Source organism: Paraburkholderia youngii, from assembly GCF_013366925.1.
In the GTDB taxonomy this organism is placed as follows: domain Bacteria; phylum Pseudomonadota; class Gammaproteobacteria; order Burkholderiales; family Burkholderiaceae; genus Paraburkholderia; species Paraburkholderia youngii.
Map to the genome: position 1 here is coordinate 2774555 of NZ_JAALDK010000001.1, position 22280 is coordinate 2796834.

Below are 22280 nucleotides of genomic sequence, written 5' to 3' on the forward strand. Positions count from 1 at the left end.
CCTTGTCAATCAAGCATGCCTTCGGGCTAGGGCGATCTGAGGCAAATGGACACCATCGACCTTCTGGAGGACCGGATAATGAGTCTCGACTACGCAGGAAAATCCCACGACGAAGCGGTTGCCGCACGCAAGAAAGCGCGGCAGCGCGCGCAGGAGCCGGCGGGCGGCAAGATGGCCGTCGACGGCGTCGAAGCCGACGCCACGCATAGCTGCGGTGAGCTGTCGGAGCAAGGCAAACAGGTGTGGCGTACGGGCGCCGGACTCGATGGGGGAGGGAAGGCACCGAGCCGCTAGGGCTGAGCGCTGAATGCAAAAAAAGGGCGCCGTTGCCGGCGCCCTTTTCTTTTGCTTGCTTGCTGCGTATGTCGACGTGCCGATCAGTTGCCGAAAAATACATTGCAGTACGACTTCGGGCCGTTGCAGGCCGAAGCCGGAGCGTCGGCGTGAGCGATGCCCGAAGCAGCTGCGAACAGTGCGGCCGAAGCGATCAGGGCGGAGAAAATGCGTTTCATGGTCCGGTCCTCGTTTTGCGTATGGTTGCGCGATCTCATGCGATCGATGGCGTGAAGAATAGCGAGCGGGTCCGCGTCCACAAACAGCGAAGATGAAAAGACATTTTTTTATAAATTGAAATAATCGTTATTGCCTGAGCGCATGGAACCGGTGATTGACCGCGACGCGTTGAGTGACCGATGCGGCGATTCAAAAACCTTCTCGCGCGCAGGCCGAAATATCATTTCTTGCAACAATTAATTTCCGGTGTCATAAGCCGCCGCGCCGCGCGACCAAGCTCCTCGGGCCATCGATTGCCAAGGGATATATGTTCAATACCGATTCGTTAGGGCAGGAACGTGGGGGAGAATGGCGCACACATCCGCAAATCGCGCGAGGACGACCATCCGCTCATGAATCACGACGTTTCAGCGCAACACGCGCAGCCGACAGTACAGCGACGGAGCACGCCGTGACGCAGCCAGGCGGCCCGTCGCTCGACGATCCCATCTATCTCGCGCAATTGCGGCGCGACCTCGTCCGCTTCGCCCGTCTGCAATTGCGCGATGCCGCGGCCGCCGAGGACGCCGTGCAGGAAGCGCTGACCGCCGCGTGGACTCAGGCAGCGCGTTTTTCCGCGCAGTCGGAGCACAAGACCTGGGTATTCGGCATCTTGCGCCACAAGCTCGTCGACACGCTGCGTGCGCGCCAGCGCACGGTCAATCTGTCGTCGCTCGAAGCCGAACTCGACGGCGAGGCGTTACTCGATCGCGAGCTTTTCAAGGACAACGGCCACTGGTCGCGCGAGACCAAACCGCGTCCATGGCCGACACCCGAAACCGCACTGCGCCAGCAGCAGTTCTGGACGCTGTTCGAAATGTGCCTCGAGCATTTGCCCGAGCACATCGGACGCGTGTTCATGATGCGGGAGTTTCTCGACCTCGACATCGCGGCGATCTGTGCCGAACTGCAGATCAACGCGAATCATTGCAGCGTGCTGATCTATCGCGCGCGGCTGCGGCTGCGCACGTGCCTGAGCGAAAAGGGCCTATCCAGCGAGGACGCGAATGGGGAAGTGTAAGGACATCACGCGGCTGCTATCCGACGCGCTCGACCGCTCGCTGTCGACTGGCGAATGGCTCGCGATCCGCCTGCATCTGCCGACCTGCAGCGGGTGCCGGAACTATCGCAAACAGATCCGCCTGCTGCGGGTCGCCGCGCATGTGGCGAGCGGAGTCGCGAGCGCCGATGGAGCGGTGAGCGGCGAGGAGTGATTTGCCGCTTTGCCACCTCGCGGTTCAGCGCTCACCGGGCGGCGCGTCGCAATAGCGTTCGAAAAAGCGGGCATGCGACGCTTCATCGATTCCGACGGTATGCGCATCGGCACGCGCGGGATGTTTCGCGAGTTGCGCGCGAGTGCGAATCGGGCGATGCGCGAAATTGCCGCCGCAATTCGGACACACGTTGCGCAGCCTCGTCAGCGGGCAGACCTCACAGAACCTGCATTCGTAGGTGCAAATCGTCGCGTCGGGCGCGTTCGGCGGGAGTGACTTGCCGCGCGAGTCGCTGGCCGACGCCGCTGTAATGCCGGTCGATTGTAGCGGGAGGGGGTGGGTCGGACCTTCGGCGTTACGCAATGCTTCGCTAGTGCCGAATGATTTGCTTATGCGAATTTATCGGTTCGTCCAGGCGGACGGACGAATTATCGTCGGAGCCAATCGGACCAGCCTTGGTGTCCGTTAAATTCTCTTTCGACGAGTATTCTCATGCACCGTGATCCGCTGCTGACGCGCCGTACGTTTCTCGCCGGCGTAGGCGCAACGCTGGCCGCCGCCGCGTTGCCGGTCTTCTCCACTACCGCATTTGCCGCCGATGAACATGCAAAAGAACTTCGCATCGGATATCAGAAAGCCGCGAGCACCCTGGTATTGCTGAAGGCGCACGGCACGCTCGAAAAGCGCCTTGCGCCACTCGGCATCACGGTCAAATGGACCGAGTTTCCGGCTGGGCCGCAACTGCTGGAAGGGCTGAACGTCGGCGCGATCGACTTCGGCTATGTGGGCGAAGCGCCGCCCGTGTTCGCGCAAGCCGCGGGCGCCAATTTCGTTTATACCGCGTATGAAATTCCGACCCCGCACGCCGAAGGCATCCTCGTGCATCCGGACGCGCCGATCAGAAGCTTGGCCGATCTGAAGGGAAAGAAGATTGCGCTGAACAAGGGCTCGGATGTGCACTGGTTTCTCGTCGCCGCGTTGCAAAAAAACGGCGTGAAGTTCAGCGAGATCCAACCCGTGTATTTGCCGCCTGCCGATGCACGCGCGGCCTTCGAGCGCGGTGCGGTCGATGCGTGGGCTATCTGGGATCCGTTTCTCGAAGCCGCCAAAAGGCAGACGAACGCGCGGCTGCTTGCCGATGCGGAAGGTATCGTCAGTCACCACCAGTTCTTTCTGAGCGCGCGACCCTTCGCGCAACATAACGGCGACGTTCTTGCGATCGTGATCGATGAAGTCGGCAAGGAAGGGGAGTGGGTGCGCGGCCATTACAGCGAGGCCGCCGCACAACTCGCGCCGATTCAAGGGCTCGACGCTAGCGTGATCGAATCAGGCTTGCGGCATTACGCGCATATCTATAAGCCCGTCGACGCGAACGTGCTTGCGGAACAACAACGCATTGCGGACACGTTCACCGAACTGCGCCTGATCCCGACGAAGATCGTGACCAAGGATGCCGCGCTGTCGGGCAAAGCCTAGCGCAGCGGTTCGAGGTCGCATCGCGCAGATCGGTTGACTTCGACGGTCGCGCGATCAGTCGAAAAGCGCGGCGACATTTTCGGGTGGGCGGCCGATGACGCCACGCCCGTTTCTCACGACGATAGGTCGTTGCAAAAGAATCGGATGCTTCGCCAATGCTTCATAGACCTGGGCGTCCGTCAGCGACGGGTCGGCGAGATTGAATTCTTTATATTCGGCCTCAGTGTCGCGGATCATTTCGCGGACCGCACAGCCGAGTTGAGCATTGAGATTCTTGAGCTCCGCGACGGTCAGCGGCTTCTTCAGATATTCGACGATTTCCGTCGGTTCGTTTGCGGAGTTGTAGGTGTTCGCGACGAGTTCGCAGGCAGCGCGCGATTTGGAGCAGCGCGGGTTGTGGTAGATGGTGATCATGGCTGGGTTGAGGGCTTGCGCCGTTGAAGGTTGCTGTGACGGTTAGAAGGGTTCGGGAATTTTAGCGGGTGACTTGATGGCGTGGCGCGGGATGATTGCCCGGCATGCGCGTTGTTTGAACGATCGGTAGGGTGGGTCGGTTTATGCGCATAAACCGATGCTGCCTTCCGAGGTGAGCCGGTATCGTTTAATGCTCGCAGCGTCAGTTCTCATCGAGCCTGCGATTTGCTTGCGCGGGCGCAATACCCTCTACAACCTATATTCACTTGCTGATGAAGCGCCGCCTCCACGTTTGCCGCTTGCTGCCGCGACGGCGAAGGAGCCGCCTCGGACGACTCGATGGCGAATGCTCCACCGGGTCAATTGCCGCGCGAACTTTATGCGCATAAAGTCTGGCCTGCCTTGGGTCGCTAGGATGTGTGGGCGCACTCCTTTTCTCCGCGAGATCAGCTCGCGAATCGCGACTAGTTGCCGACGACTGGGTACGCAGCACGCGAGCACTCATTCCTCTCGTCCCGTCCCCTCCGAGAGATAGCGATCAGCAACGCTTAAGCCTCAGTCCATTCCTGCCCTGACACCCCACAAGATCCCGGGGCAACTGCTGATGCCTCTTTATGCGCATAAACCCTTTGCCGAATGGCCTATTTCCGAATTTCCCTTACTCAAATGATTTGAAATAGCAATTCAACCAGGTAAAATCCATTTGCGTCTAAAAAGAGGAGGTGAAATTTGGCGGCAGAAATCATCGCGGTAACACAGCAGAAGGGCGGGGTCGGGAAGAGCACCATCGCGATGCATCTCGGCGCTGCATTTCACGAGAAAGGCAAACGCGTTCTCGTCGTCGACGCGGATGGCCAAAACACTCTGATCCACTGGGCCAGCGCCTCCGACGGCGACGTTGGTATTCCATTCGCCGTCGTCAACCTGTCCGAAGCAGGCAGCCAGATCCATCGCGAGATCAAGAAGTTCGTGGCGGACTACGACATCATCGTCGTCGACTGCCCGCCCTCCATCACCGAAAAAGTCTCCGGCGTCGTCCTGCTTGCAGCGAGCGTCGCGGTGATCCCAACTTCGTCGTCCCCCGCCGATTACTGGTCGAGTATCGGCCTCGTCAAGCTCGTTCAGCAGGCGCAGGTCATGAACGAAGACCTGCGTGCCGTGTTCCTGCTCAATAAGACAGAAGAGAAACGGATGCTGACGCGCGAGCTGAAGCGCGCGCTCGAAGAACTCGGCTTCCCTCTCCTCAAGACCCAGATTCCCACGCGCGAAGCCTACAAGCAGGCAATGGCGTTGGGGCAAACGGTGCTTCAGATGAACGACCGCGGCGCGAAGCTCGCCGCGCTCGAAGTACGGGCGTGCGCCAACGAGATCGCCGCCTTGCTCCCGTGAATTTATGCGCATAAAGGACCCTGAATGAAACCGTCCCAATTCGCCAAAGGCTTTCAAGCACGTCCTGACACGACTAGCAGTGAAAAGCGCACCGCACTCGACCGTCTGAATGCGATCGACGGCCTGGTTAAAAATGACGCGAAAAACTCCGCGATCGCCGGGCGTCCGATTCCGGCCGTCGTGCCGTCGCGTCTGCAGGACGCCGAGATCCCTGATCCGGACAACGAATCGGCGGCCTACCGCGCATGGCGGCTCGAGCACGGCTATCGTCCCGGCCAGATCATCGAACTGGCGCTCAAGACCATCAAGCCAAGCCCGTTCAATCCACGGTACTTCTATGTGAAGTCGTCGATTGCCGAGCTTGCCGTCAATCTGGCGAAGCAGGGGCAGCAACAGGCGATTCACGTCATTCCCGACTACGACAACCCTGGCACCTACTTCGTCAGTGACGGCGGCCGACGCGTGCGCGCGCTGAAAGAAGCGAACAAGGAGTCGGTGAAAGCGATCGTCATCGATCTGCCAATCGGCATCCAAAGCTACAAGCTCGGCTACGACCTCAACGTGCAGCGCGACTCGCAGACCGTGTTCGACAACGCAATCGTGTGGCGACGCTTTCTCGACGAGCGGCATTTCCAGAGCCAGAAGGAACTGGCCGAACATCTCGGGCTCGACGAATCGACGGTCGCAGTCGCGCTGTCCATCGCCAAGCTGCCGGAAACCGTGATGCAGGAGATGGTCGCGCGCCCTGACCGCTTCGGCTCGAACATGGCATACCAGGTCGGCCGCTATCACACGGCTCGCGGCGCGGACGCGACGCTGCGACTGATCAACCGGATCCTTTCCGACGATCTGAGCACACGCCAGGTCGCCGACATCGTCAAGGGGCGCGCGACCGCGCAGGAAAGCACCAAACCGGCGGGCCGGCAGCGCTATGCGCAACGTCTGGAAATCAAGCTTGGTGGTGTGTCGGTCGGCGATCTGAAATCATATGGGGACGACCGACTCGAGTTGCGCCTGAAAGGCCTCACGCGTGAAAAGCGTGACGACATCCTGCGGCAGATTGAGAAGATGCTGAAGTAAAACATGAGGGGCGGTGCGCTTGCACCGCCCCTTGTCTTTCAAAGGCCGTTATCGACCCATCAGGCCGCGCGCGACTGGTTAAGGGTGAAGGCGAGCAGATCGCCGTCGGTGGGTTCGCCCCAGGTCCTGCGCGCGAGCCAGTCGAAGAACGCCGTTTCCACGATCTTCGAATCGAGCCCGCGACGCCGCCAGTCGTCGCGCATGTGCGTGCCGAGCCCCGGCAATTCTTCTTCCTCGAACGATTGCCGTGCGATATCGCGCTCCGACTCCCCCTGTTCGTTGTACAACTCGTAGGCCTGCTTGCGACGGTAAGCCGAGTATTCGCCGAGCAGACGCGCCTTCAGATCGTCGGCCGGCGATGCCATGGCCTTGCTGGTGCCGCCACCAGCCGGCAGCGCCTCGACCGGCGGCGCATAGCCCTTCTTCAACGCATCCTTGAACAGCGCCGGCGCGCTACGCACCGGCGGCAGCGACGTGCTGCGCATCCGCTGCTCGGTCATCTGCAACGCGGCGCGGATCCGGTTCTCTTCGCTGTCCGCGTAAAGCGTCTGCGCTTCCTTCAGCGGAATGCCGATCTTCACCATCCGGTCGACCAGCGTGCTGTCGAACACGTTCGGATGTTCGTCGAGCGCGAGCATCGGCTGCTTGCGCTCGGTCACGCGGAACTGGATTTCGGCGACGCGCCGACCCTCGCGATGCTCGATCAGTTCGACGAAAATGTTCGTGACCGCGTTGACTTCGGCGATGGCCGGGCGCAGGTAGTCGCGCTTGAAATACTTGTACTCGCGCTTCGCCTCGTCGCCGGCTTCGGTATCGGGCGTGCCCGACAGAATCGGCCGCCACCATTCCCAGGTCTCGCGCATCGTCAGATGGCTCGGGTTGGTCAGGTAGCGCACGCAGATCTCGTAGAGCGCGAGGCCCGCGCTGCTGCGCAGCTGGCTCTGGAACTGCAGGCTTAGCCGCGCATACTGAACCGGATCGAGCAGCTTCTTCTTGATCTTCGGCGCAAACGAAAACTCGACCCAGACGCGACGCGTGGTCGGATCTTCGAGAATTTCCGCGTCCGCGATCAGCGTCGAAATACCCCATTTGCGGCCGGGCTTCTGACTCGAGGTGCCGGTGCTCCACTCGACCTGCACCGACACCATGCGCCGCAGGTGCTCCTTGACGAGCGCGGTGTCATTGGAATCGAACGCGGAATTAGCGACGATGTCGGACAGCAGCGCCCGATAGGTGTCGCCCGATTCATCCGCTTGCTGGGCCACCGCGAGCAGAACGTTAAAGAGCTTGCGCGTGAGCAACGTGATCTTGCCGCTCTTGGGCTGGATCGCAATTGCCTCGACGGCTTTGCGCAGCTCAGCCGAGCTCGGGCTGACAACATCGGTCTTTTTCGCGCGCTTCGTGGCCATGCGTCGAGGTGAGGGAGGGGATTTCGCGAGAGCATACCGGCTGTGGTGATACGCGTCTATAGCGCGCATCTCACCATTGCCGGTGAAGCGAGTTTACGAAGCGCACCTCACCTCGAGCAAGTCCCGAAAACCCTCACCTCGCCCGCGCGCCACGAGGATCGGGCTCTCCTTGCCGGTCGCGGCGTTTGCGAATCCAGCCCGTTTCGCTGCGTACCGGAAGGGGGAGCACCTGATCCCGAATCTTCTCACCTCAAAAATTTTCGCGGATTTTTCGGGACGTCGTGTAAACGGACGGTGTCTGGAGCCGGTGGGACTTCGTCGTGCGGCCTCGCGACGGTTTCGTCGATTCTCGCGTGCTGCCGGGCGACGCAAACTCCGCATCAATAAATGGAATTCACGCACGGTATCGGACCCGCGGCGCGACGGGGGCGAGCAACGTTCGACTGCGCGGCGCCTCTACTGACGACTCAACCGGCACCGCCGAGACACCCGCCCCCGTTAACCATCGTTTGCGACTTCGAGCTTCGACCGAACTGCCGTAGAAGGGGAGACGAGCCGTAGGCAAATCCTCACCACTCCGGTGCTCCCGAAAACTCTCACCGCAGCACCGCCGAACGGGACAACACGACACGTGTTTGTGTCGCGCCAGTACCGCATTTCCCAAATGTGATCTCCTGAAAAGCCTCACCTTTGAGGCTGCTGGAGGTCCAAACGTCCCTGTCCTGAGAACTCCTGAAAACCCTCACCTTTGCTGTCGGAAAGGAAAAATTTCCATAATTTCAATAGCTTGCGCCAATTCCACCGAATGTTCGAACCGGGGGTGTCCCCGTAAAATCTCACCTTAAGCCGGCTTTTTCGCACCGCAGTACTTTTCATCGCCTTCCACAGACCTCCCGAAAAGCATCACCTTTGCGATCAGAGACCAGGTATACCTACTCCCGTCAAGTGCCATCAGCCGGGCATCTCCGGCCCGCAGCCTCCATTTCGGTCCCGAATTTCCTCACCTTAACGCTCAGAACCAAAGCCAGAGTGTCCCGAAAAGCCTCACCTTCGGCGAAATCGCCGGCTAAACCAGCTCGCGGATCCGCCTCATCAGCCGCGCCCCGAATCCCCTCACCTTTCCAATCGCGAGCGATTCCAGCCAGGCGGTCTTTTGGGTCGTCGACGCGTGACAATTCATCTTCGCTCCCGTAAAACCTCACCTCAGCGGTCTGGATGCTCAAAAAGAAAGCAAAACTGGCCACCGGGCCCCGAAAAATCTCACCTTCGTTTCATATTCTCTCCCGCCAGCGCTCACCTAAGGGGTTAACCACCCTAAAAAAGCCCCCAAAAACCACGCTCGCGAGCGTCCCGAAAACCCTCACCTTGGTGGCCCCCGAACCGAATGGGTACTTTTGAGGGCTGTCGGGCGCTTCACGGTCATGAGGTCCCGCAAAACCTCACCTTTGCCCGAACCCCACGTATACGGCGTTTCCTGAACCCGCTCACGTTCCATCCCGGACCCGCTCACCGAGTTCCCCGAACCTCATCACTCGAGTTTCCCGCAGACCCTCACCAAGTCTCCCGCAAAGCTTCACCTTGCCGGGCTGAAAGCCCCGCCAGACAAGGGTTTGACGTGGCGTTAACGTTTTTAACAAGGGTTCAAAGGTGTTTACTTTTATTACTCTCAAGCCTTGGACCCCGCGAGTCCCGTGAGACACGGGTCTTACAACCCACAGCCACCGGTGATCAATCGTGAAACAGTGCGCGATCCCGGAAGAATCTAACAAAGCGCTTCTAATACAATGGCTTATTGGCTATTCTTCGTTTTGTTTCACGATAAAAAAGGCACGGACGTGTTTACTATCGCGATTTGCCTGCAAAACTCCGCCTGTATACCGCAATCCGTCCGCCACTGATAAATCGGTAGCAAACACTACGTAAATTGTTATGATCCATCCAATTCGAGCCACATCGAGGTAAACATGAATCTGGATCAGGAGCGGCAAGCCATTCGCAATGAGCTTGAATCGATGCGTGCGCAGGGCGTGCGCCGCCAGGATCTTTCACTGCATGCATGCAAACGGCTCTTTTTCGATCTCGGCATCCGGCCATCGATGGCGGCCGTGCGCGATCTCACGCAAACCGGCAGCGCGAGCGACATCCCGAAAGACATCGATCATTTCTGGGAGCGCATCCGCAACGTTTCGCGGGTCAAAGTTGGAGCAGGCGCAATACCGAAGGCACTTGAAGATCGCGCCGGCGAACTGCTGGGCGCGCTATTCGAAGAAGCGGTCGTGCAGGCCAAAGCGTCGCTCGATGCCGAACGTGAAGAGATCCGCGCGCAGATCAGCGCCGCCGAAGTTCGCGTACGCGACGCCGAAATTCGCCGGGATGCGGCCGACGACTCTATCAGGCGCAGCGAAGCGCGCGCCGAAGCCGCGTGGGAGCGGGTTCGCGCGCTCGAAGCTCAGTTATCGAGCGCGACTACGCACGGCAGCGTTCACCTTGAAGGTATGCAGGCAACCACGCGCCGGCTCGACCAGGAAAACGAGGCGCTGCGGCAACGGCTCGAAAACGAACAAGCCACCAATGCGGCGTTGCGCGACCGGATCGACGCGTTGCACGTCGAATTGCGGCAAAGCACCGAGCACTATGCGCAGCAGATCAAGGATGCGGTCGCCGAAGCGGAGCGGCGGGTCAAGCCGATGCTGGTCGAACTCGATTCGCTGCGCAGCATGGCCGCGACGTATCAGTCAGGCGTGCGCGACGCGAGCCGCAAGGAATTCGAGTTCATTCAGCAGATTGCCGCCGCCAAGGCGCGCGGCGACCGGCTCGACGCGCAGCTGCGCGAGCAGTCGGACGAAGTCGATGCGCTGACCAAAGAAGTCGCCGCCCTGCGTGGCCAGCAGGGCATCGATCCGGCCATCGCCGTGCTGCTTTGCTCGCTGGTCACCGAGGGGCGGCTCACGAGCAAAGAGTTGAGCATGATCGGCACCGCGGCCGACGGCCACGTGACGCTGCCCGCGCGATGCCCGAAATGCGAGGAAGGTGAACCGGAGCTGTCGCAGGTCGATCACCGTTTCGAATTGTTGTGCCCGGAATGCGAGCACTCCTCCGGACTCGGCGAATCGCGGCTCGCGGCGGTGAACCAGTTTCTGTCGAACGATGCGTCCACCGCGCCGTCGTCCCGCTCCGTGCACACGATCCGTTAACCAGAAACGGCCAATCCAACGGAAAAACCGTCAAAGGTGAGGAAATTCGGGAGCGTAAAGGTGAGGTTTTTCAGGGCTCGCCGGCTCCCGTTTGCCTCGTCAAACGCCCGTCACGCCGGGGCTCGGCCAACGGCGCCGCCGCCGGATCGGGCTCCTCTGTCGCGGGCGAATCCTGCTGATCAATCCACGTTTGCCACGCGCGGTACAGCCGGTTCGCGGACACCGCCTGCACGAAGCCGAGCCATTGACCGACCTGTTCGGCCTCGACTCCGCTTTCGAAAAGGTCTGCCGCAAACGTGTTGCGCAAGGTCTGCGGACTCGCGCGCGATTGGCGCGATGCGGCAATTCCCGCTGCGTCGACGAGTGCATCCACCGCGCGCAGCATCGTGGCCTTGTGCATCGGCCTGCCGGACGGCGACGCGGGAAACACGAGATTGCCGGCCAACTCCGTTAGCCGACGTTCGGCGAGCCAGGCGTCGAGAATCGCCGTTGCGAACGGCGCGAGCCGTGTGCGCCGCGTCAGCACCGGATTCGGCGACTCGATCGTGACCCACGGCGAGCCCTCTCTCACGCAACTAACCGTAAGCGCTCCCGCTTCGCCCGTCTTCAGTCCTCCACCCAGAAACACGGCGATCAGCGCGCGATCGCGTCGCTCTCTCCAGCGCTGTGCGGTCGACAACGCCGGCAACGGCGCGAACAATCGCGCGATCAACGCTGTGCGTTCCGCATGCGTGAGAAACCCGGTCGGCTCGTTGTCGCGAGCATTGCGCCACGCGGCTTGCCCATCCTGAGCAATGAAACGCGCCGGGTTGGTCGACGCCGATTCGATCTCGCGCACGTGATCGAGCACCCGCTCGATAAGCCGTAAATAGCGGACCCGTTGCGTTTTGCGGATCTCGAGGCCGGCGACGAATTCGGCGATCGCGGGCGTGTCGACCGTCGCGAGGCTTTGTTGCCGCGCGCCGAGCCAATCGAGAAACTGCCCCCACTGCGCCTGATAGACCAACGCCGAAGAGCGACGGAAATGCTGCTTCGCGAGCCACGCATCGAACGCGACCTGCGGGTCGCGACGCCAGTCTTCGCGTTGCTGATCGAACAGATCGGTAGAGGGCGCGGGACGGGGAACGGGGTCGGACAGATGGGGAGGTGACATGGGCATCCTTCTGTTAGTTGCTCCGTTCAGTCCGCGTATTGTAGGCGCTCACCGCAGCACGGCCGACTTCGAGGAACGGATGACAATCCGAGCCATTCCGACATGGCGCCGCCATCAGCCGCCCCATGCCCGGGCGCGCTTCAAAGGCGCATCGACCGGCCGTGGCAGCGCCGCGCAGCGCGCGGCTTCCTCGTACGCATTGACGGCAAACGCAAAAACGGCGGGCAAAGCATTGGACGTGCCGAAATCCACGCTGTCATCGGTTTCGGGATAAGGCAGATCGGACGGGCGCTGGAACAGCCCGAGCATCAGCGCGTCGTGCCGGCTGGCAAAACCGAGATCGGCCAGCGCCTCGGCTTCGATGGCATGGAGCAGACGCCACGTGAGCGGCACCTGCTTGACGATGTAGCGCCCGGCGATGCTGCGCACGATATGTTCGAGATCGCGCGCGGCGGTCTGGTAGCGCAGCGCGGCGAGCGTTTGATCGGTAGGGTCGGTTTTCAGGTTGTTCATTCTCGGCTCCAATCGACACCTGATACTGTACAAACATACAGTATCAGGCGCAACCTGGCCGAACGGCCTAGCCGTGAATCACCACTAGCAGCGCCTTCGCCTCGCTCTTGCCGACGTTGCGGATCGCGTGCGGTTCATCCGCGACGTAGCGCGCAGTGTCCGCGACCTTGAGCCGCTTCGTCGCGCCGGCCGCCTCGATTTCGATCGAACCGTGCAGCACGGTCAAATGCTCGCGCGTGCCGGGCTCGTGCGCGTTCGACACCAGTGCCCCGCCAGGCTGCAGCGTCAGCTCGTACCACTCGAACTTGCCGGCCAGCTCGATGGGGCCCCACACACGCAACTGGTATTTCGCTTCATGACCGCTTAGCGTAGGAATATCGTGCGGTCCCGAAACGGCGATCGCCTCGGGCGACTTCGGCGGCGCAAACAACGAATCGAGGCTCACGCCGAGCGCGTTGGTCAGCCGCCAGGCAACCGCGATCGTCGGATTGGCCTTGTCGCGCTCGATTTCCGACAGCATCGATTTCGACACGCCGGCCGCTCGCGACAGATCGTCGAGCGTCATGCGCCGCTCGGCGCGCAGCCGCTGAATCTGCTCGCCGACGCGCGGCGGCGCCGCAATCGCCGCATTCGGCGGCAATGCCGCGCTAGCGGGGGTGGACGCCGCAGTGGCCGCGGCGCGGCGTGTACCCGAACTTGCCATTTCCTGACCCATCGTTTAGAGTTGTTCGATATATCGGATTTTAGTTCGGAAAAACGAAAAAATCCGATAAAGCTGACAACCGACTATAACAGGCCGCCCTTCCCGCGCCCAAGCGAACGCGGGCGCCGTCACCCTCAGGAGTCCCGTTCATGCGTGACCAATACCTTGCCCATCTGCGCGGCACCCTCGACCAGATCCGCGCCGACGGCTTCTACAAGAGCGAGCGCGTGATCGCGAGCCCGCAGTCGGCCGACGTGCGTCTCGCCGACGGCAGCGATGTGCTGAACTTCTGCGCGAACAACTATCTTGGTCTCGCCGACGACCCCCGGCTGATCGAAGCCGCCAAGCAGGGCCTCGATAACGACGGCTTCGGCATGGCGTCGGTGCGCTTCATCTGCGGCACGCAAACCGTGCACAAGCAACTCGAGGCGGCGCTCGCCGCGTTCCTGCAAACCGACGACTGCATTCTCTATTCGAGCTGCTTCGACGCGAACGGCGGCCTGTTCGAAACGCTGCTCGACGAAAACGACGCGATCATCAGCGACGAGCTGAATCACGCGAGCATCATCGACGGCGTGCGGCTGTCGAAGGCGAAGCGCTTTCGCTACAGGAACAACGACCTCGCCGATCTCGAAGCGCGTCTGCAGGAGGCCGATGCGGCGCGCGCGCGCTTCAAGCTGATTGCGACCGACGGCGTGTTCTCGATGGACGGCATCATCGCTAACCTCGCCGGCATCTGCGACCTGGCCGACCGGTACGGCGCGCTGGTGATGGTCGACGATTCGCACGCGGTCGGCTTCATCGGCGAACACGGCCGCGGCACGCCCGAGCATTGCGGGGTGCTGGCGCGCATCGACATCATTACCGGCACGCTCGGCAAGGCGCTCGGCGGCGCATCGGGCGGCTATGTCGCGGCGCGCAAGGAGATCATCGAGTTGCTGCGGCAGCGTTCGCGCCCGTACCTGTTTTCGAACACGCTGACGCCGAGCATCGCGGCGGCATCGCTCAAGGTACTCGAATTGCTCGCCAGTGATGAAGGCGCGCAATTGCGCGCACGGGTGCGCGAAAACGGCGCGCATTTCCGCCGCGCGATGAGCGCGCTCGGCTTCACGCTCGTGCCGGGCGAACATCCGATCATTCCGGTGATGCTCGGCGACGCGCAACTCGCCGGAAAAATGGCCGATGCGCTGCTCAAGCAAGGCGTCTACGTGATCGGTTTTTCGTTTCCGGTAGTGCCGCGTGGCCGCGCTCGCATCCGCACGCAGATGAGCGCCGCGCATACGCCGGAGCAGATCGATCGCGCCGTCGACGCGTTCGCGCGCGTCGGCCGCGAGCTTGGCGTGATCCAGGCCTAGTCGCCGCGTGATTGGAACGGAGAAGCAGATGAAAGCATTGGCAAAACTCGAACGGGGGCCGGGCCTCACGCTGACCGACGTGAAGAAGCCCGAAGTCGGGCACAACGACGTGATGGTCCGCATCACGCGCACCGCGATTTGCGGCACCGACATTCATATCTGGAAGTGGGACGACTGGGCGCAAAAGACGATTCCGGTGCCGATGCACGTCGGCCATGAATACGTTGGCGAAATCGTCGAGATGGGGCAGGAAGTGCGCGGCTTTGCGATCGGCGATCGCGTGTCGGGCGAAGGACACATCACCTGCGGTTTCTGCCGCAACTGTCGGGCGGGCCGCCGTCATTTGTGCCGTAACACGATCGGCGTCGGTGTGAATCGCGAGGGCGCGTTCGCCGAATACCTGGTGATTCCGGCCTTCAACGCGTTCAAGATTCCGCCCGAAATCTCCGACGATCTGGCCGCGATCTTCGATCCGTTCGGCAACGCGACGCATACGGCGCTGTCGTTCAACCTCGTCGGCGAGGACGTGCTGATTACCGGCGCGGGGCCGATCGGCATCATGGCGGTCGCCATCGCGAAGCACGTCGGCGCGCGCAACGTCGTGATCACCGACGTCAACGACTATCGCCTCGACCTCGCGCGCAAGATGGGCGCGACGCGCGCGGTGAACGTGTCGCGCGAATCGTTGCGCGACGTGATGCACGATCTGCACATGGCCGAGGGCTTCGACGTCGGCCTCGAAATGTCGGGCGTGCCGAGCGCGTTTACGGACATGCTCCAAGCGATGAACCACGGCGGCAAGATTGCGCTGCTCGGCATTCCGCCCGCGCAAACCGCGATCGACTGGACTCAGGTGATCTTCAAAGGCCTCGAAATCAAGGGCATTTATGGGCGCGAGATGTTCGAGACCTGGTACAAGATGGTCGCGATGCTGCAAAGCGGCCTCGATCTGTCGCCGATCCTCACGCACCATTTCAAGGTCGACGACTATCAGGAAGCCTTCGCGACAATGCTTTCCGGCGAAAGCGGCAAGGTGATTCTCGACTGGACCGCTGCCTGAGTCGGCATCTCACTGTCTGAACGCCAACGCCCGCAGCGCGCTCACGCGCCTGCGGGCGTTTTCACGAATTCGGCCTGGATGCGCACGTGAATATCGTCGCCGACGGCCGGATACCAGGTCGTCAGACCGAACTTCGCGCGGCTGAAATGACCGTCGGCGGAAAAGCCGAGCGTGTCTTTCTTCGTCAGCGGATCGGGCGCGAAGCCGTTGAACGTGACGTCGAGCGTGACCGGCTGCGTGACGCCGCGGATCGTCAGGTCGCCGCTCAGCGTGCCGCGCGCTTCGCCGGTGCGCTCGAAACGCGTGCTCGCGAAGCGGATCTGCGGATAACGCGCGACATCGAGCATGCTGTCGCTTTTCACCATCTTGTCGAGCAGCGGCACGTTCGTGTCGATGCTCGCGGCGTCGATCGCGACCGACGCCGTACTGCGGTCGAGGCCGCCGTCGTTCCAGTCGAGTTCTCCCTGCTTGCGATTGAAACGCATCGTAAAGCGCGTGTATTTCAAGTGATCGATATCGAACGTGATGCTCGTATGGTCCTGATCGATGTCGTAGTGTCCGGGCGGCACGCGCGCCTCGTTCTGACTGACCGAATGCGTGAGCACCTGGATCGGCGTGCAGGCCATCGCGCCCAGCAGCGTTGCGCCGAGCAGCGCGCGTAGCCATGCGGTGCGAACGGGGGATGTTTTCATCGGAGCGATTCCGGTTGAGCGGTGTCAAGCGATCTCCATCAAGATAGCAGCAAGCGTACCCATCGCGCGGAAGCTCGAAGAAAAACTTGACGAGAGAGAATGATCGTTCTACCTTTTTGTCGATGACACACGATACGAATCCGACTGCCCAAAACGACGCGGCCCAGCCCGGCACCGCGCGCGACCGCCTGCTCGATGCCGCGGAGGCGCTCATTTACGCCGGCGGCATCCACGCAACCGGCGTCGATGCGATCGTGCGGCAGTCCGGCACCGCGCGCAAAAGCTTCTACACGCATTTCGAATCGAAAGACGCGCTGATCGCGGCCGCGCTCGAACGGCGCGACGAGCGCTGGATGAACTGGTTTATCGCCAGCACGCAACGGTACGGTAAGAATGCGCGCAAACGCCTGCTCGGCATGTTCGACGTGCTGCGCGAGTGGTTCGCATCGGCTGATTTTCATGGCTGCGCGTTTCTGAACGCGGCCGGCGAAATCGAATCGGCCGACGATCCGATCCGCGTCGTCGCACGCAAACACAAGGCCCGTCTGCTCGATTTCGTGCGCGCCGAATGCGACGCGTTCGCGGCGCAAGCGCAAATCGATGCGCGTCGCGCGGCGCCGCTCGCGCGGCAATGGCTCGTCCTGCTCGACGGCGCGATCGCGGTGGCGCTCGTCAGCGGCGAAGCCGCTGCGGCGCTCGACGCGCAGACCGTCGGCAAGACCTTGCTCGACGCGGCAGCGAAACCCGCTGCCATCAAACGGCCGCCATCCCGGCGCACCGCACGACCTGACTGAGGAACCATCATGGCCGATACGATCGAAACCCGCCCGCCGCTGCCGCCGTTCACGCGCGACACCGCGACCCAGAAAGTGCACGCCGCGGAAGACGCGTGGAACACGCGCGAACCCGAGCGCGTCTCGCTCGCGTACACGACGGATAGCATGTGGCGCAACCGCGCCGAATTCGTGCATGGCCGCGCGGAGATCGTCGGATTTCTGCGCCGCAAGTGGGCGAAGGAGCTCGACTATCGGCTGATCAAGGAGCTGTGGTCGTTCACCGACAACCGCATCGCGGTGCGCTTCGCGTACGAATGGCACGACGATTCGAACAACTGGTTCCGCTCGTACGGCAACGAGAACTGGGAGTTCAACGAGCACGGTCTGATGGCGCGTCGTCACGCAAGCATCAATGACCTGCCGATCCGCGAAGCCGACCGCTTGTATCGCTGGCCGCTCGGCCGGCGGCCCGACGATCACCCCGGCCTGTCCGATCTCGGTCTGTAGACGTTCCCAACCACGTTCATCGCCGAGGGCGCGCCCGCTGCGCGCCGCGAACTTCTTCACCGCGTGTTCATCAGGACGCCATCGGTTCTCCTTTATCCTGGCGGTTGCGGGTGCGGGGCACGTCGCATGCCCGCCCGGGCCGAGCGAGTCCTCAACATCGAGCGCGCGGCTTCAGGTACAGTGCGCGTCGGGCGGCACGCGGATCGCCAGAACACGATGACACCGGCGCTCGACCGGTGACGGAGAAGAAATGCACTTCAGGCAGATGAACAAGAATATCCGGCGCGCCGCGGTGGCGCTTTTCGCAAGCTTCGCGGCGGTCTCCACGGCACACGCGAGCTGGTGTGACGGCGGTGTATGGGTCGACGCGATGCTCGGCTCGTATCACATCAATCCCGATCCCGATACGCACTTCGAGCAATTCAACCCCGGGCTGGGCGTCGAATGTTGGCTGAACAACCAGTGGGCGCTGACGGCCGGCGGCTTTCGCAATTCGCTGCGTCGGCCGTCCTACTATGGCGGCGCCGTGTGGGCGCCCGAGTTCGCGCATTGGGGCATCGTGCGGATCGCGGCGATCGGCGGGATCATCTCCGGCTATAACTACGGCAACTGGGGTCTCGGCAGCAATCATACGATCGGCCCGGTGGTCGCGCCGATCGTGATGCTCGAATACAAGCGCGTCGGCGCGAACTTCATCGTCATTCCGCCGATTCCTTCGGATAATCTGCCCTTTACGATTGGTTTTCAGGTGAAGGTGAAGTTCTGACGGAGTTGTGCGTTGTCAAAAAGGTTGCGACTTTGGGAAATCACCTAAATCGGACAACGAAGTTGCGACCTTGCTTGTCGCATAGATCTCCCGAGGTGATTCGTACGTGACGTTAGGGAGCTCAACCCGACTGCACGTTCGTCTCCATTTCGGTTGGGTCAACGGGAGATATGTCCGAAACTCACTTCGGTGAACTGCTGAACTGGCATCCGTTCACCGTCTCAAAATCTTCGCGGATAGCTGAGCTGTTCCAGGATAGTGAGGACTTCCAGGAGGCAAAAAAAGAGTTGAGAAATAAGCTGAGCGCTTTCAGGTGCCAGCGGCGCAGCACGAAGTGGCGAATTGAACGCATGTCCGGTGGCCGGTGATGAATCTGGCTCACGCGCTCCCAACAAAACCTGCATGTGGGTGTCAAGGACGGTGAAGGAGTTCGGGACGGTGAGGATTTCCAGGAGCTAAGAGGATGGAAAAATTAGTATCTCCCGAAAAGGCTCACCTTGCCTCCGGCGGCTGCAGCGAAATGTGTGGTACGCGCGAATTGGCGTGAGGAGATGCATCTCATGCGACGTCGCCGCAGGCGTTGACCGATCGCATGAGGCCGCCGATTTATTCGAACCGGCAACGAACGCGGGCGTGTAGTCCGAAGAGGGCGAGAGGCTCTGGGATACGGCGCACGTGGTGCCAAGGGGCGCGGCGCGTCATTCAGCGCGAGCGATAGCGCGACAGGAATGTGGAGACTGCGCTACCGATGATTCTTTCAACATCATCGTTGCGGATCGCGTAGTCAATCTGCATCAGACGGGGAAAATAAAGCGATTCGCCCAACATTCCTATAAATTCGGCGCGGGCAAGTTGCACGTCGCCGATCGCCAGCCAGCCTTCTTCCACCCGCTTTGTCAACCAGGCATCTGTCACATCGCTGAACAGATCTTTCGCGCGCTGGAGGCGAAGTCCGATGTCGGGAAAGCATTGCACTTGTGCAATGACGAGCCGCATTGCGGCAATCATGTTGGGATCAGAAACAAGCTCGTTGTATGCGCGGGCAATCTCACGCAAGCCCGTCTCGAGCTCCGGCGGCACGGTGTGATCCTTCCAGCGTGCGAACAGCTGATGGAAGAGGTGGTCCATCGCTTCGCTGAAGAGGATCTCCTTGCCGGGAAAGTGCTTGTACAGGGTCGCATATGAAACGCCCGCGCCGTCGCCGATGGAGTCCATCGTCGTCGTGTCGTATCCGTTCGCCAGAAACGCCCCGATTGCGACCTCCAGGATCAGCCTGCGTTTTTCCTGGCTGACACGCTGCTGATACGCCTGCAGTCCTTGCGCCGGGCGATTGCCAGTCGTCGCGATGGTCCCCTTTCGTTGCGTTTGTGTCGTTCCCACGTTTTGAACCATCCAGGTAAGCATCCAAAGTTTTCGGTTCCATTCTGCCCGCGGTCGGTGGAATCCGCCAGCCGCGAGGCAAATGCCCAAGCGGGCGAATCCAGGGTTTACCCATCTTTTCAGCTTCAATTGACTGCATAGACTATAGTGTAAATGACACTACAGTATGCAGGGCATGAGTGAGGGATCAAAGGTGACTGGTTTCAAGCGAATAGGCACAGCCGCAGTGGTGCGCGGAGAGGACAAGTGGTCGCTGATGGGGGCGAAGTGTGCGGATTGCGGGGCGCTGCTCTATCCGGTCCTGACTACATGCCCCGAGTGCGGCAGTCAAAGCTTCGTTGCATCGCCGCTGCAGACGTTCGGCAACTTATACAGCTACAGCGTCGTTCATACCGGTCCGAAGGGTGTCACCGTGCCGTACGTCGTTGGTTACGTGGACCTCTGCGATGGTTTGCGGATGTTTGCGCGCATTGAAGTAGCGCCTCACACAGTCGAGATCGGGCAGCAGCTTGAGTTGTGTGTGGTGCCGGCAAACAAGCAGGCAAGCCAATTCACTTACTTCTTTACCGCACCCGGCGGGCTATCCCAGCAGGTTAATTCATGAGCATGGCGAAGGGTTTGAGAAATGTGAGCGTCGTGGGCACTGGCATGATCCGTTTTGGTCGTTTCCCGGAAGTGACGCTTTCCCAGCTCGCAGCGCCAGCGGTCGTCGAGGCTCTTGATGAAGCCGGAATCGATCGACGACGCATCGGCGCTATTTATTGCGGTACGGTATCCGGCGGTCCGTTGGCTGCCCAACGTATCGGACGTGAGACGGGGCTGACCGGCATCGAAGCGGCGAATTTCGAAAACGCCTGCTCGTCGTCAGCGAGCGCATTCCGGCAAGCCTGCCTCGCGATTGCCGCGGGTGCGGTGGATTGTGCAGTCGTCGTTGGAGCAGAACAACTGACGCGACTCGGGGGCGGGCCACTTGACCTTGGCGATGAGGATGTCGAAGCGGCTAATGGTCTGACGATGCCGGCGCTGTACGCCATGCGCGCACAGCGATATATGCACGAATACGATCTATCGCCCAGAGATCTCGCGCAGATCGCTGTCAAGGCCAGGGCGAATGGTGCGCTCAACCCCTATGCACAGATCCGCAGCACCATCTCGTTGGATGAAGTGCTCGGCAGCCGACAGGTGGCCTCGCCGCTGACTTTGCATCAGTGCTGCCCGCTCGGCGACGGCGCAGCGGCGGTGGTGCTTGCGGCCTCCGACCTTCCGGTGGCGAACCGGCAAGGCGCCGTGACGATACTTGCGTCCCATCTGACCTCGGGCCGCTATATGCAGGGCGGGCGAGACATGACCACGCCGGAGGTGACGGTTCGTTGCGCGAGTGAAACGTACGAGTCCTGCGGTATCGGCCCTTCTGACATCGATGTCGTCGAGTGTCACGACGCGTTCACCATCGCCGAACTGCTTTACTACGAAGCACTGGGTTTTGCCGCCCACGGAGACGGCGCTCGCTTGATCCGAGATGGGCAAACGTCCATTGACGGCCGCATTCCGTTTAATCCGTCCGGCGGATTGCTTTGCAGAGGGCATCCTCTTGGAGCCTCGGGAATCGCGCAGATTGTCGAATTGACTCGCCAGTTGCAGGGGCGCTGCGGTGCGAGACAGATTGCACGAGACAGCCGGGGTGGCCCACGAATCGGGCTGGCGCACATCACCGGCGGAGGCACCTACGGCTTCGATCACGGTGCGTGCGCGATACACATTCTTGGAAGGTGAAAAGTGAAATCAGCACCCTTTACCTGGCACCGTCCGGAAAGCGTGGCGCGTGCCGTTGAGCTACTTTCCACGCTCGACAACGCACGCATCATCGCTGGCGGTCAGACTCTGATGCCGATGCTGGCCATGCGCTACGCCTATGTGGACCACCTGGTCGACGTGAACGCGATACCTGGCCTCAACGGGATAACGCTGGAAGGTGACGAGGTATGCATCGGTGCACTGGTTCGCCAGCGGGATATCGAGCAATCTCCTTTGATTCAGCAATACGCACCACTGATGGTGGAGGCCTATCGATTGGTCGGCCATATTCAGACGCGCAATCGGGGCACTTTTGTCGGAAGCGTTTGCAATCTCGATCCGGCCTCGGAGCAGCCGGCTCTTGCCGAAATCTTCAATGCGACGATCGTCGCCGTGGGACCCAGCGGAGAGCGGCGCATCCCATTTCATGAATTCGCGTGCGGCTTCATGACTACTTCAATCGAGCCGGACGAAATGGTGACGCAGATTCGCCTTCGTATCTGGAATGAGCCGCACGGATATGCGTTCGAAGAATTCGCGCGCAGGCATGGGGACTTTGCAATCGTCGGCGCCGCGGCCATGGTGTCGGTCGACGTGAATCATGCGATCAGGCGCGCTGATGCGGTCCTGTGCGGGATGGGAAGCAAACCTTGTCGTCTGCAGCTTGACGACGTCCTCCATGGACAGCAGCCCAGCGCCCGTCTGGCAAAGGCAGCAGCCAGCAGGGCAAGCTGGATTGACGCTCTTAGCGACACGAGCGCCAGTGCCGCATATCGGAAACGTCTCGCGTGGACCGTGACCGAGCGTGCGCTTGGGCGCGCGTTCGCTCGCGCATTGAACGCAAGCTGAGGGC

Annotated in this window: 24 protein-coding genes; 15 read left to right on the forward strand and 9 right to left on the reverse strand. The window is 61.3% G+C overall.

The features are described from left to right. Nucleotides 1-78 precede the first annotated feature (78 nt). Nucleotides 79-294, forward strand: a complete 216-nt coding sequence (locus tag G5S42_RS12900; RefSeq protein ID WP_176107084.1) for a hypothetical protein — start codon at nucleotides 79-81, stop codon at nucleotides 292-294. Nucleotides 295-377: 83 nt separating this feature from the next. On the opposite strand, the gene G5S42_RS45170 is transcribed toward G5S42_RS12900, so the two are convergent. Then, nucleotides 378-512 (reverse strand): hypothetical protein, encoded by a 135-nt coding sequence (locus tag G5S42_RS45170; protein WP_260331982.1) that lies wholly within the window; start codon nucleotides 510-512, stop codon nucleotides 378-380. A gap of 452 nt (nucleotides 513-964) precedes the next feature. On the opposite strand from G5S42_RS45170, the gene G5S42_RS12905 reads away from it, so the two are divergent. Then, nucleotides 965-1573: an RNA polymerase factor sigma-70 gene (locus tag G5S42_RS12905; protein ID WP_176107085.1), complete on the forward strand. Its 609-nt coding sequence runs from the start codon at nucleotides 965-967 to the stop codon at nucleotides 1571-1573. Then, the gene (locus G5S42_RS12910; RefSeq protein WP_176107086.1) at nucleotides 1560-1766 is read left to right on the forward strand and encodes a zf-HC2 domain-containing protein; all 207 of its coding nucleotides are present in this window, start codon (nucleotides 1560-1562) and stop codon (nucleotides 1764-1766) included. Before G5S42_RS12905 ends, G5S42_RS12910 begins: the two co-directional genes overlap by 14 nt. A gap of 24 nt (nucleotides 1767-1790) precedes the next feature. On the opposite strand, the gene G5S42_RS12915 is transcribed toward G5S42_RS12910, so the two are convergent. Continuing rightward, complete coding sequence (locus tag G5S42_RS12915) at nucleotides 1791-2078, reverse strand: DUF1272 domain-containing protein (RefSeq protein WP_176110511.1); 288 nt, start codon at nucleotides 2076-2078, stop codon at nucleotides 1791-1793. Between the two features lie 180 nt (nucleotides 2079-2258). Between G5S42_RS12915 and G5S42_RS12920 the strand changes: the two genes are divergently transcribed. Further along, nucleotides 2259-3242, forward strand: coding sequence for a sulfonate ABC transporter substrate-binding protein (locus G5S42_RS12920; RefSeq protein ID WP_176107087.1), 984 nt, complete (start codon nucleotides 2259-2261; stop codon nucleotides 3240-3242). 54 nt (nucleotides 3243-3296) lie between these two features. On the opposite strand, the gene arsC is transcribed toward G5S42_RS12920, so the two are convergent. After that, nucleotides 3297-3656 carry an arsenate reductase (glutaredoxin) gene (gene arsC / locus G5S42_RS12925; protein WP_176107088.1) on the reverse strand — a complete coding sequence of 120 codons (360 nt, stop codon included), beginning with the start codon at nucleotides 3654-3656 and terminating at the stop codon, nucleotides 3297-3299. Nucleotides 3657-4385: 729 nt separating this feature from the next. Here arsC and parA point away from each other — a divergent pair. Together parA and G5S42_RS12935 are read left to right on the forward strand one after the other, a co-directional pair. After that, nucleotides 4386-5045 (forward strand): ParA family partition ATPase, encoded by a 660-nt coding sequence (gene parA, locus G5S42_RS12930; RefSeq protein ID WP_176107089.1) that lies wholly within the window; start codon nucleotides 4386-4388, stop codon nucleotides 5043-5045. A 24-nt stretch (nucleotides 5046-5069) separates the two neighbouring features. Then, entirely contained in the window at nucleotides 5070-6125 is a 1056-nt protein-coding gene (locus tag G5S42_RS12935) for a ParB/RepB/Spo0J family partition protein (RefSeq protein ID WP_176107090.1), read from the forward strand. 59 nt (nucleotides 6126-6184) lie between these two features. On the opposite strand, the gene G5S42_RS12940 is transcribed toward G5S42_RS12935, so the two are convergent. After that, nucleotides 6185-7534, reverse strand: coding sequence for a replication initiation protein (locus G5S42_RS12940; protein WP_176107091.1), 1350 nt, complete (start codon nucleotides 7532-7534; stop codon nucleotides 6185-6187). Between the two features lie 1964 nt (nucleotides 7535-9498). Here G5S42_RS12940 and G5S42_RS12945 point away from each other — a divergent pair. Beyond that, nucleotides 9499-10728, forward strand: coding sequence for a DNA-binding protein (locus G5S42_RS12945; protein WP_176107092.1), 1230 nt, complete (start codon nucleotides 9499-9501; stop codon nucleotides 10726-10728). A 70-nt stretch (nucleotides 10729-10798) separates the two neighbouring features. Here G5S42_RS12945 and G5S42_RS12950 read toward each other — a convergent pair whose 3' ends face one another. The 3 genes from G5S42_RS12950 to G5S42_RS12960 all read right to left on the reverse strand — a co-directional run bounded on the left by G5S42_RS12950 (nucleotide 10799) and on the right by G5S42_RS12960 (nucleotide 13109). Next, nucleotides 10799-11881, reverse strand: a complete 1083-nt coding sequence (locus G5S42_RS12950; RefSeq protein WP_176107093.1) for a tyrosine-type recombinase/integrase — start codon at nucleotides 11879-11881, stop codon at nucleotides 10799-10801. A 114-nt stretch (nucleotides 11882-11995) separates the two neighbouring features. Next, entirely contained in the window at nucleotides 11996-12394 is a 399-nt protein-coding gene (locus G5S42_RS12955; protein WP_176107094.1) for a DUF2471 family protein, read from the reverse strand. Between the two features lie 67 nt (nucleotides 12395-12461). Continuing rightward, on the reverse strand, nucleotides 12462-13109 hold the full coding sequence (locus tag G5S42_RS12960; protein WP_176107095.1) for a helix-turn-helix domain-containing protein: 648 nt from the start codon (nucleotides 13107-13109) through the stop codon (nucleotides 12462-12464). A gap of 137 nt (nucleotides 13110-13246) precedes the next feature. On the opposite strand from G5S42_RS12960, the gene G5S42_RS12965 reads away from it, so the two are divergent. Further along, nucleotides 13247-14452, forward strand: a complete 1206-nt coding sequence (locus G5S42_RS12965; RefSeq protein ID WP_176107096.1) for a glycine C-acetyltransferase — start codon at nucleotides 13247-13249, stop codon at nucleotides 14450-14452. Nucleotides 14453-14480: 28 nt separating this feature from the next. After that, nucleotides 14481-15512, forward strand: a complete 1032-nt coding sequence (gene tdh, locus G5S42_RS12970; protein WP_176107097.1) for an L-threonine 3-dehydrogenase — start codon at nucleotides 14481-14483, stop codon at nucleotides 15510-15512. 41 nt (nucleotides 15513-15553) lie between these two features. Here tdh and G5S42_RS12975 read toward each other — a convergent pair whose 3' ends face one another. Further along, nucleotides 15554-16204: a YceI family protein gene (locus tag G5S42_RS12975; RefSeq protein WP_176107098.1), complete on the reverse strand. Its 651-nt coding sequence runs from the start codon at nucleotides 16202-16204 to the stop codon at nucleotides 15554-15556. 122 nt (nucleotides 16205-16326) lie between these two features. On the opposite strand from G5S42_RS12975, the gene G5S42_RS12980 reads away from it, so the two are divergent. The 3 genes from G5S42_RS12980 (at nucleotide 16327) to G5S42_RS12990 (ending at nucleotide 18253) form a co-directional block, all read left to right on the forward strand. Further along, on the forward strand, nucleotides 16327-16998 hold the full coding sequence (locus G5S42_RS12980; protein WP_176107099.1) for a TetR/AcrR family transcriptional regulator: 672 nt from the start codon (nucleotides 16327-16329) through the stop codon (nucleotides 16996-16998). A 9-nt stretch (nucleotides 16999-17007) separates the two neighbouring features. Continuing rightward, a complete protein-coding gene (locus G5S42_RS12985) occupies nucleotides 17008-17487 on the forward strand; it encodes a nuclear transport factor 2 family protein (RefSeq protein ID WP_176107100.1) in 480 nt (159 codons plus the stop codon). Between the two features lie 250 nt (nucleotides 17488-17737). Further along, nucleotides 17738-18253 (forward strand): hypothetical protein, encoded by a 516-nt coding sequence (locus G5S42_RS12990; RefSeq protein ID WP_176107101.1) that lies wholly within the window; start codon nucleotides 17738-17740, stop codon nucleotides 18251-18253. A 702-nt stretch (nucleotides 18254-18955) separates the two neighbouring features. Here the strand turns inward: G5S42_RS12990 and G5S42_RS13000 are convergent. Then, nucleotides 18956-19657 carry a TetR/AcrR family transcriptional regulator gene (locus G5S42_RS13000; protein ID WP_176107103.1) on the reverse strand — a complete coding sequence of 234 codons (702 nt, stop codon included), beginning with the start codon at nucleotides 19655-19657 and terminating at the stop codon, nucleotides 18956-18958. Between the two features lie 142 nt (nucleotides 19658-19799). Between G5S42_RS13000 and G5S42_RS13005 the strand changes: the two genes are divergently transcribed. Genes G5S42_RS13005 through G5S42_RS45465 form a run of 3 tightly spaced genes read left to right on the forward strand, consistent with a single transcriptional unit; the run spans nucleotide 19800 to nucleotide 22276 of the window. After that, a complete protein-coding gene (locus tag G5S42_RS13005; protein ID WP_217709891.1) occupies nucleotides 19800-20237 on the forward strand; it encodes a Zn-ribbon domain-containing OB-fold protein in 438 nt (145 codons plus the stop codon). After that, the gene (locus G5S42_RS13010) at nucleotides 20234-21406 is read left to right on the forward strand and encodes a thiolase family protein (RefSeq protein WP_176107105.1); all 1173 of its coding nucleotides are present in this window, start codon (nucleotides 20234-20236) and stop codon (nucleotides 21404-21406) included. Before G5S42_RS13005 ends, G5S42_RS13010 begins: the two co-directional genes overlap by 4 nt. A gap of 3 nt (nucleotides 21407-21409) precedes the next feature. Continuing rightward, on the forward strand, nucleotides 21410-22276 hold the full coding sequence (locus G5S42_RS45465) for an FAD binding domain-containing protein (protein ID WP_176107106.1): 867 nt from the start codon (nucleotides 21410-21412) through the stop codon (nucleotides 22274-22276). Nucleotides 22277-22280 lie beyond the last annotated feature (4 nt).

What these genes read in the sequence shown, in the direction of transcription:
- G5S42_RS12900 (WP_176107084.1), top strand. Translation starts at nt 79, where the DNA reads ATGAGTCTCGACTACGCAGGAAAATCCCACGACGAAGCGGTTGCCGCA.
- G5S42_RS45170 (WP_260331982.1), bottom strand. Translation starts at nt 512, where the DNA reads ATGAAACGCATTTTCTCCGCCCTGATCGCTTCGGCCGCACTGTTCGCA.
- G5S42_RS12910 (WP_176107086.1), top strand. Translation starts at nt 1,560, where the DNA reads ATGGGGAAGTGTAAGGACATCACGCGGCTGCTATCCGACGCGCTCGAC.
- G5S42_RS12920 (WP_176107087.1), top strand. Translation starts at nt 2,259, where the DNA reads ATGCACCGTGATCCGCTGCTGACGCGCCGTACGTTTCTCGCCGGCGTA.
- arsC (WP_176107088.1), bottom strand. Translation starts at nt 3,656, where the DNA reads ATGATCACCATCTACCACAACCCGCGCTGCTCCAAATCGCGCGCTGCC.
- G5S42_RS12935 (WP_176107090.1), top strand. Translation starts at nt 5,070, where the DNA reads ATGAAACCGTCCCAATTCGCCAAAGGCTTTCAAGCACGTCCTGACACG.
- G5S42_RS12940 (WP_176107091.1), bottom strand. Translation starts at nt 7,534, where the DNA reads ATGGCCACGAAGCGCGCGAAAAAGACCGATGTTGTCAGCCCGAGCTCG.
- G5S42_RS12945 (WP_176107092.1), top strand. Translation starts at nt 9,499, where the DNA reads ATGAATCTGGATCAGGAGCGGCAAGCCATTCGCAATGAGCTTGAATCG.
- G5S42_RS12950 (WP_176107093.1), bottom strand. Translation starts at nt 11,881, where the DNA reads ATGTCACCTCCCCATCTGTCCGACCCCGTTCCCCGTCCCGCGCCCTCT.
- G5S42_RS12955 (WP_176107094.1), bottom strand. Translation starts at nt 12,394, where the DNA reads ATGAACAACCTGAAAACCGACCCTACCGATCAAACGCTCGCCGCGCTG.
- G5S42_RS12960 (WP_176107095.1), bottom strand. Translation starts at nt 13,109, where the DNA reads ATGGGTCAGGAAATGGCAAGTTCGGGTACACGCCGCGCCGCGGCCACT.
- G5S42_RS12965 (WP_176107096.1), top strand. Translation starts at nt 13,247, where the DNA reads ATGCGTGACCAATACCTTGCCCATCTGCGCGGCACCCTCGACCAGATC.
- tdh (WP_176107097.1), top strand. Translation starts at nt 14,481, where the DNA reads ATGAAAGCATTGGCAAAACTCGAACGGGGGCCGGGCCTCACGCTGACC.
- G5S42_RS12975 (WP_176107098.1), bottom strand. Translation starts at nt 16,204, where the DNA reads ATGAAAACATCCCCCGTTCGCACCGCATGGCTACGCGCGCTGCTCGGC.
- G5S42_RS12980 (WP_176107099.1), top strand. Translation starts at nt 16,327, where the DNA reads ATGACACACGATACGAATCCGACTGCCCAAAACGACGCGGCCCAGCCC.
- G5S42_RS12985 (WP_176107100.1), top strand. Translation starts at nt 17,008, where the DNA reads ATGGCCGATACGATCGAAACCCGCCCGCCGCTGCCGCCGTTCACGCGC.
- G5S42_RS12990 (WP_176107101.1), top strand. Translation starts at nt 17,738, where the DNA reads ATGCACTTCAGGCAGATGAACAAGAATATCCGGCGCGCCGCGGTGGCG.
- G5S42_RS13000 (WP_176107103.1), bottom strand. Translation starts at nt 19,657, where the DNA reads ATGCTTACCTGGATGGTTCAAAACGTGGGAACGACACAAACGCAACGA.
- G5S42_RS13005 (WP_217709891.1), top strand. Translation starts at nt 19,800, where the DNA reads ATGCAGGGCATGAGTGAGGGATCAAAGGTGACTGGTTTCAAGCGAATA.
- G5S42_RS13010 (WP_176107105.1), top strand. Translation starts at nt 20,234, where the DNA reads ATGAGCATGGCGAAGGGTTTGAGAAATGTGAGCGTCGTGGGCACTGGC.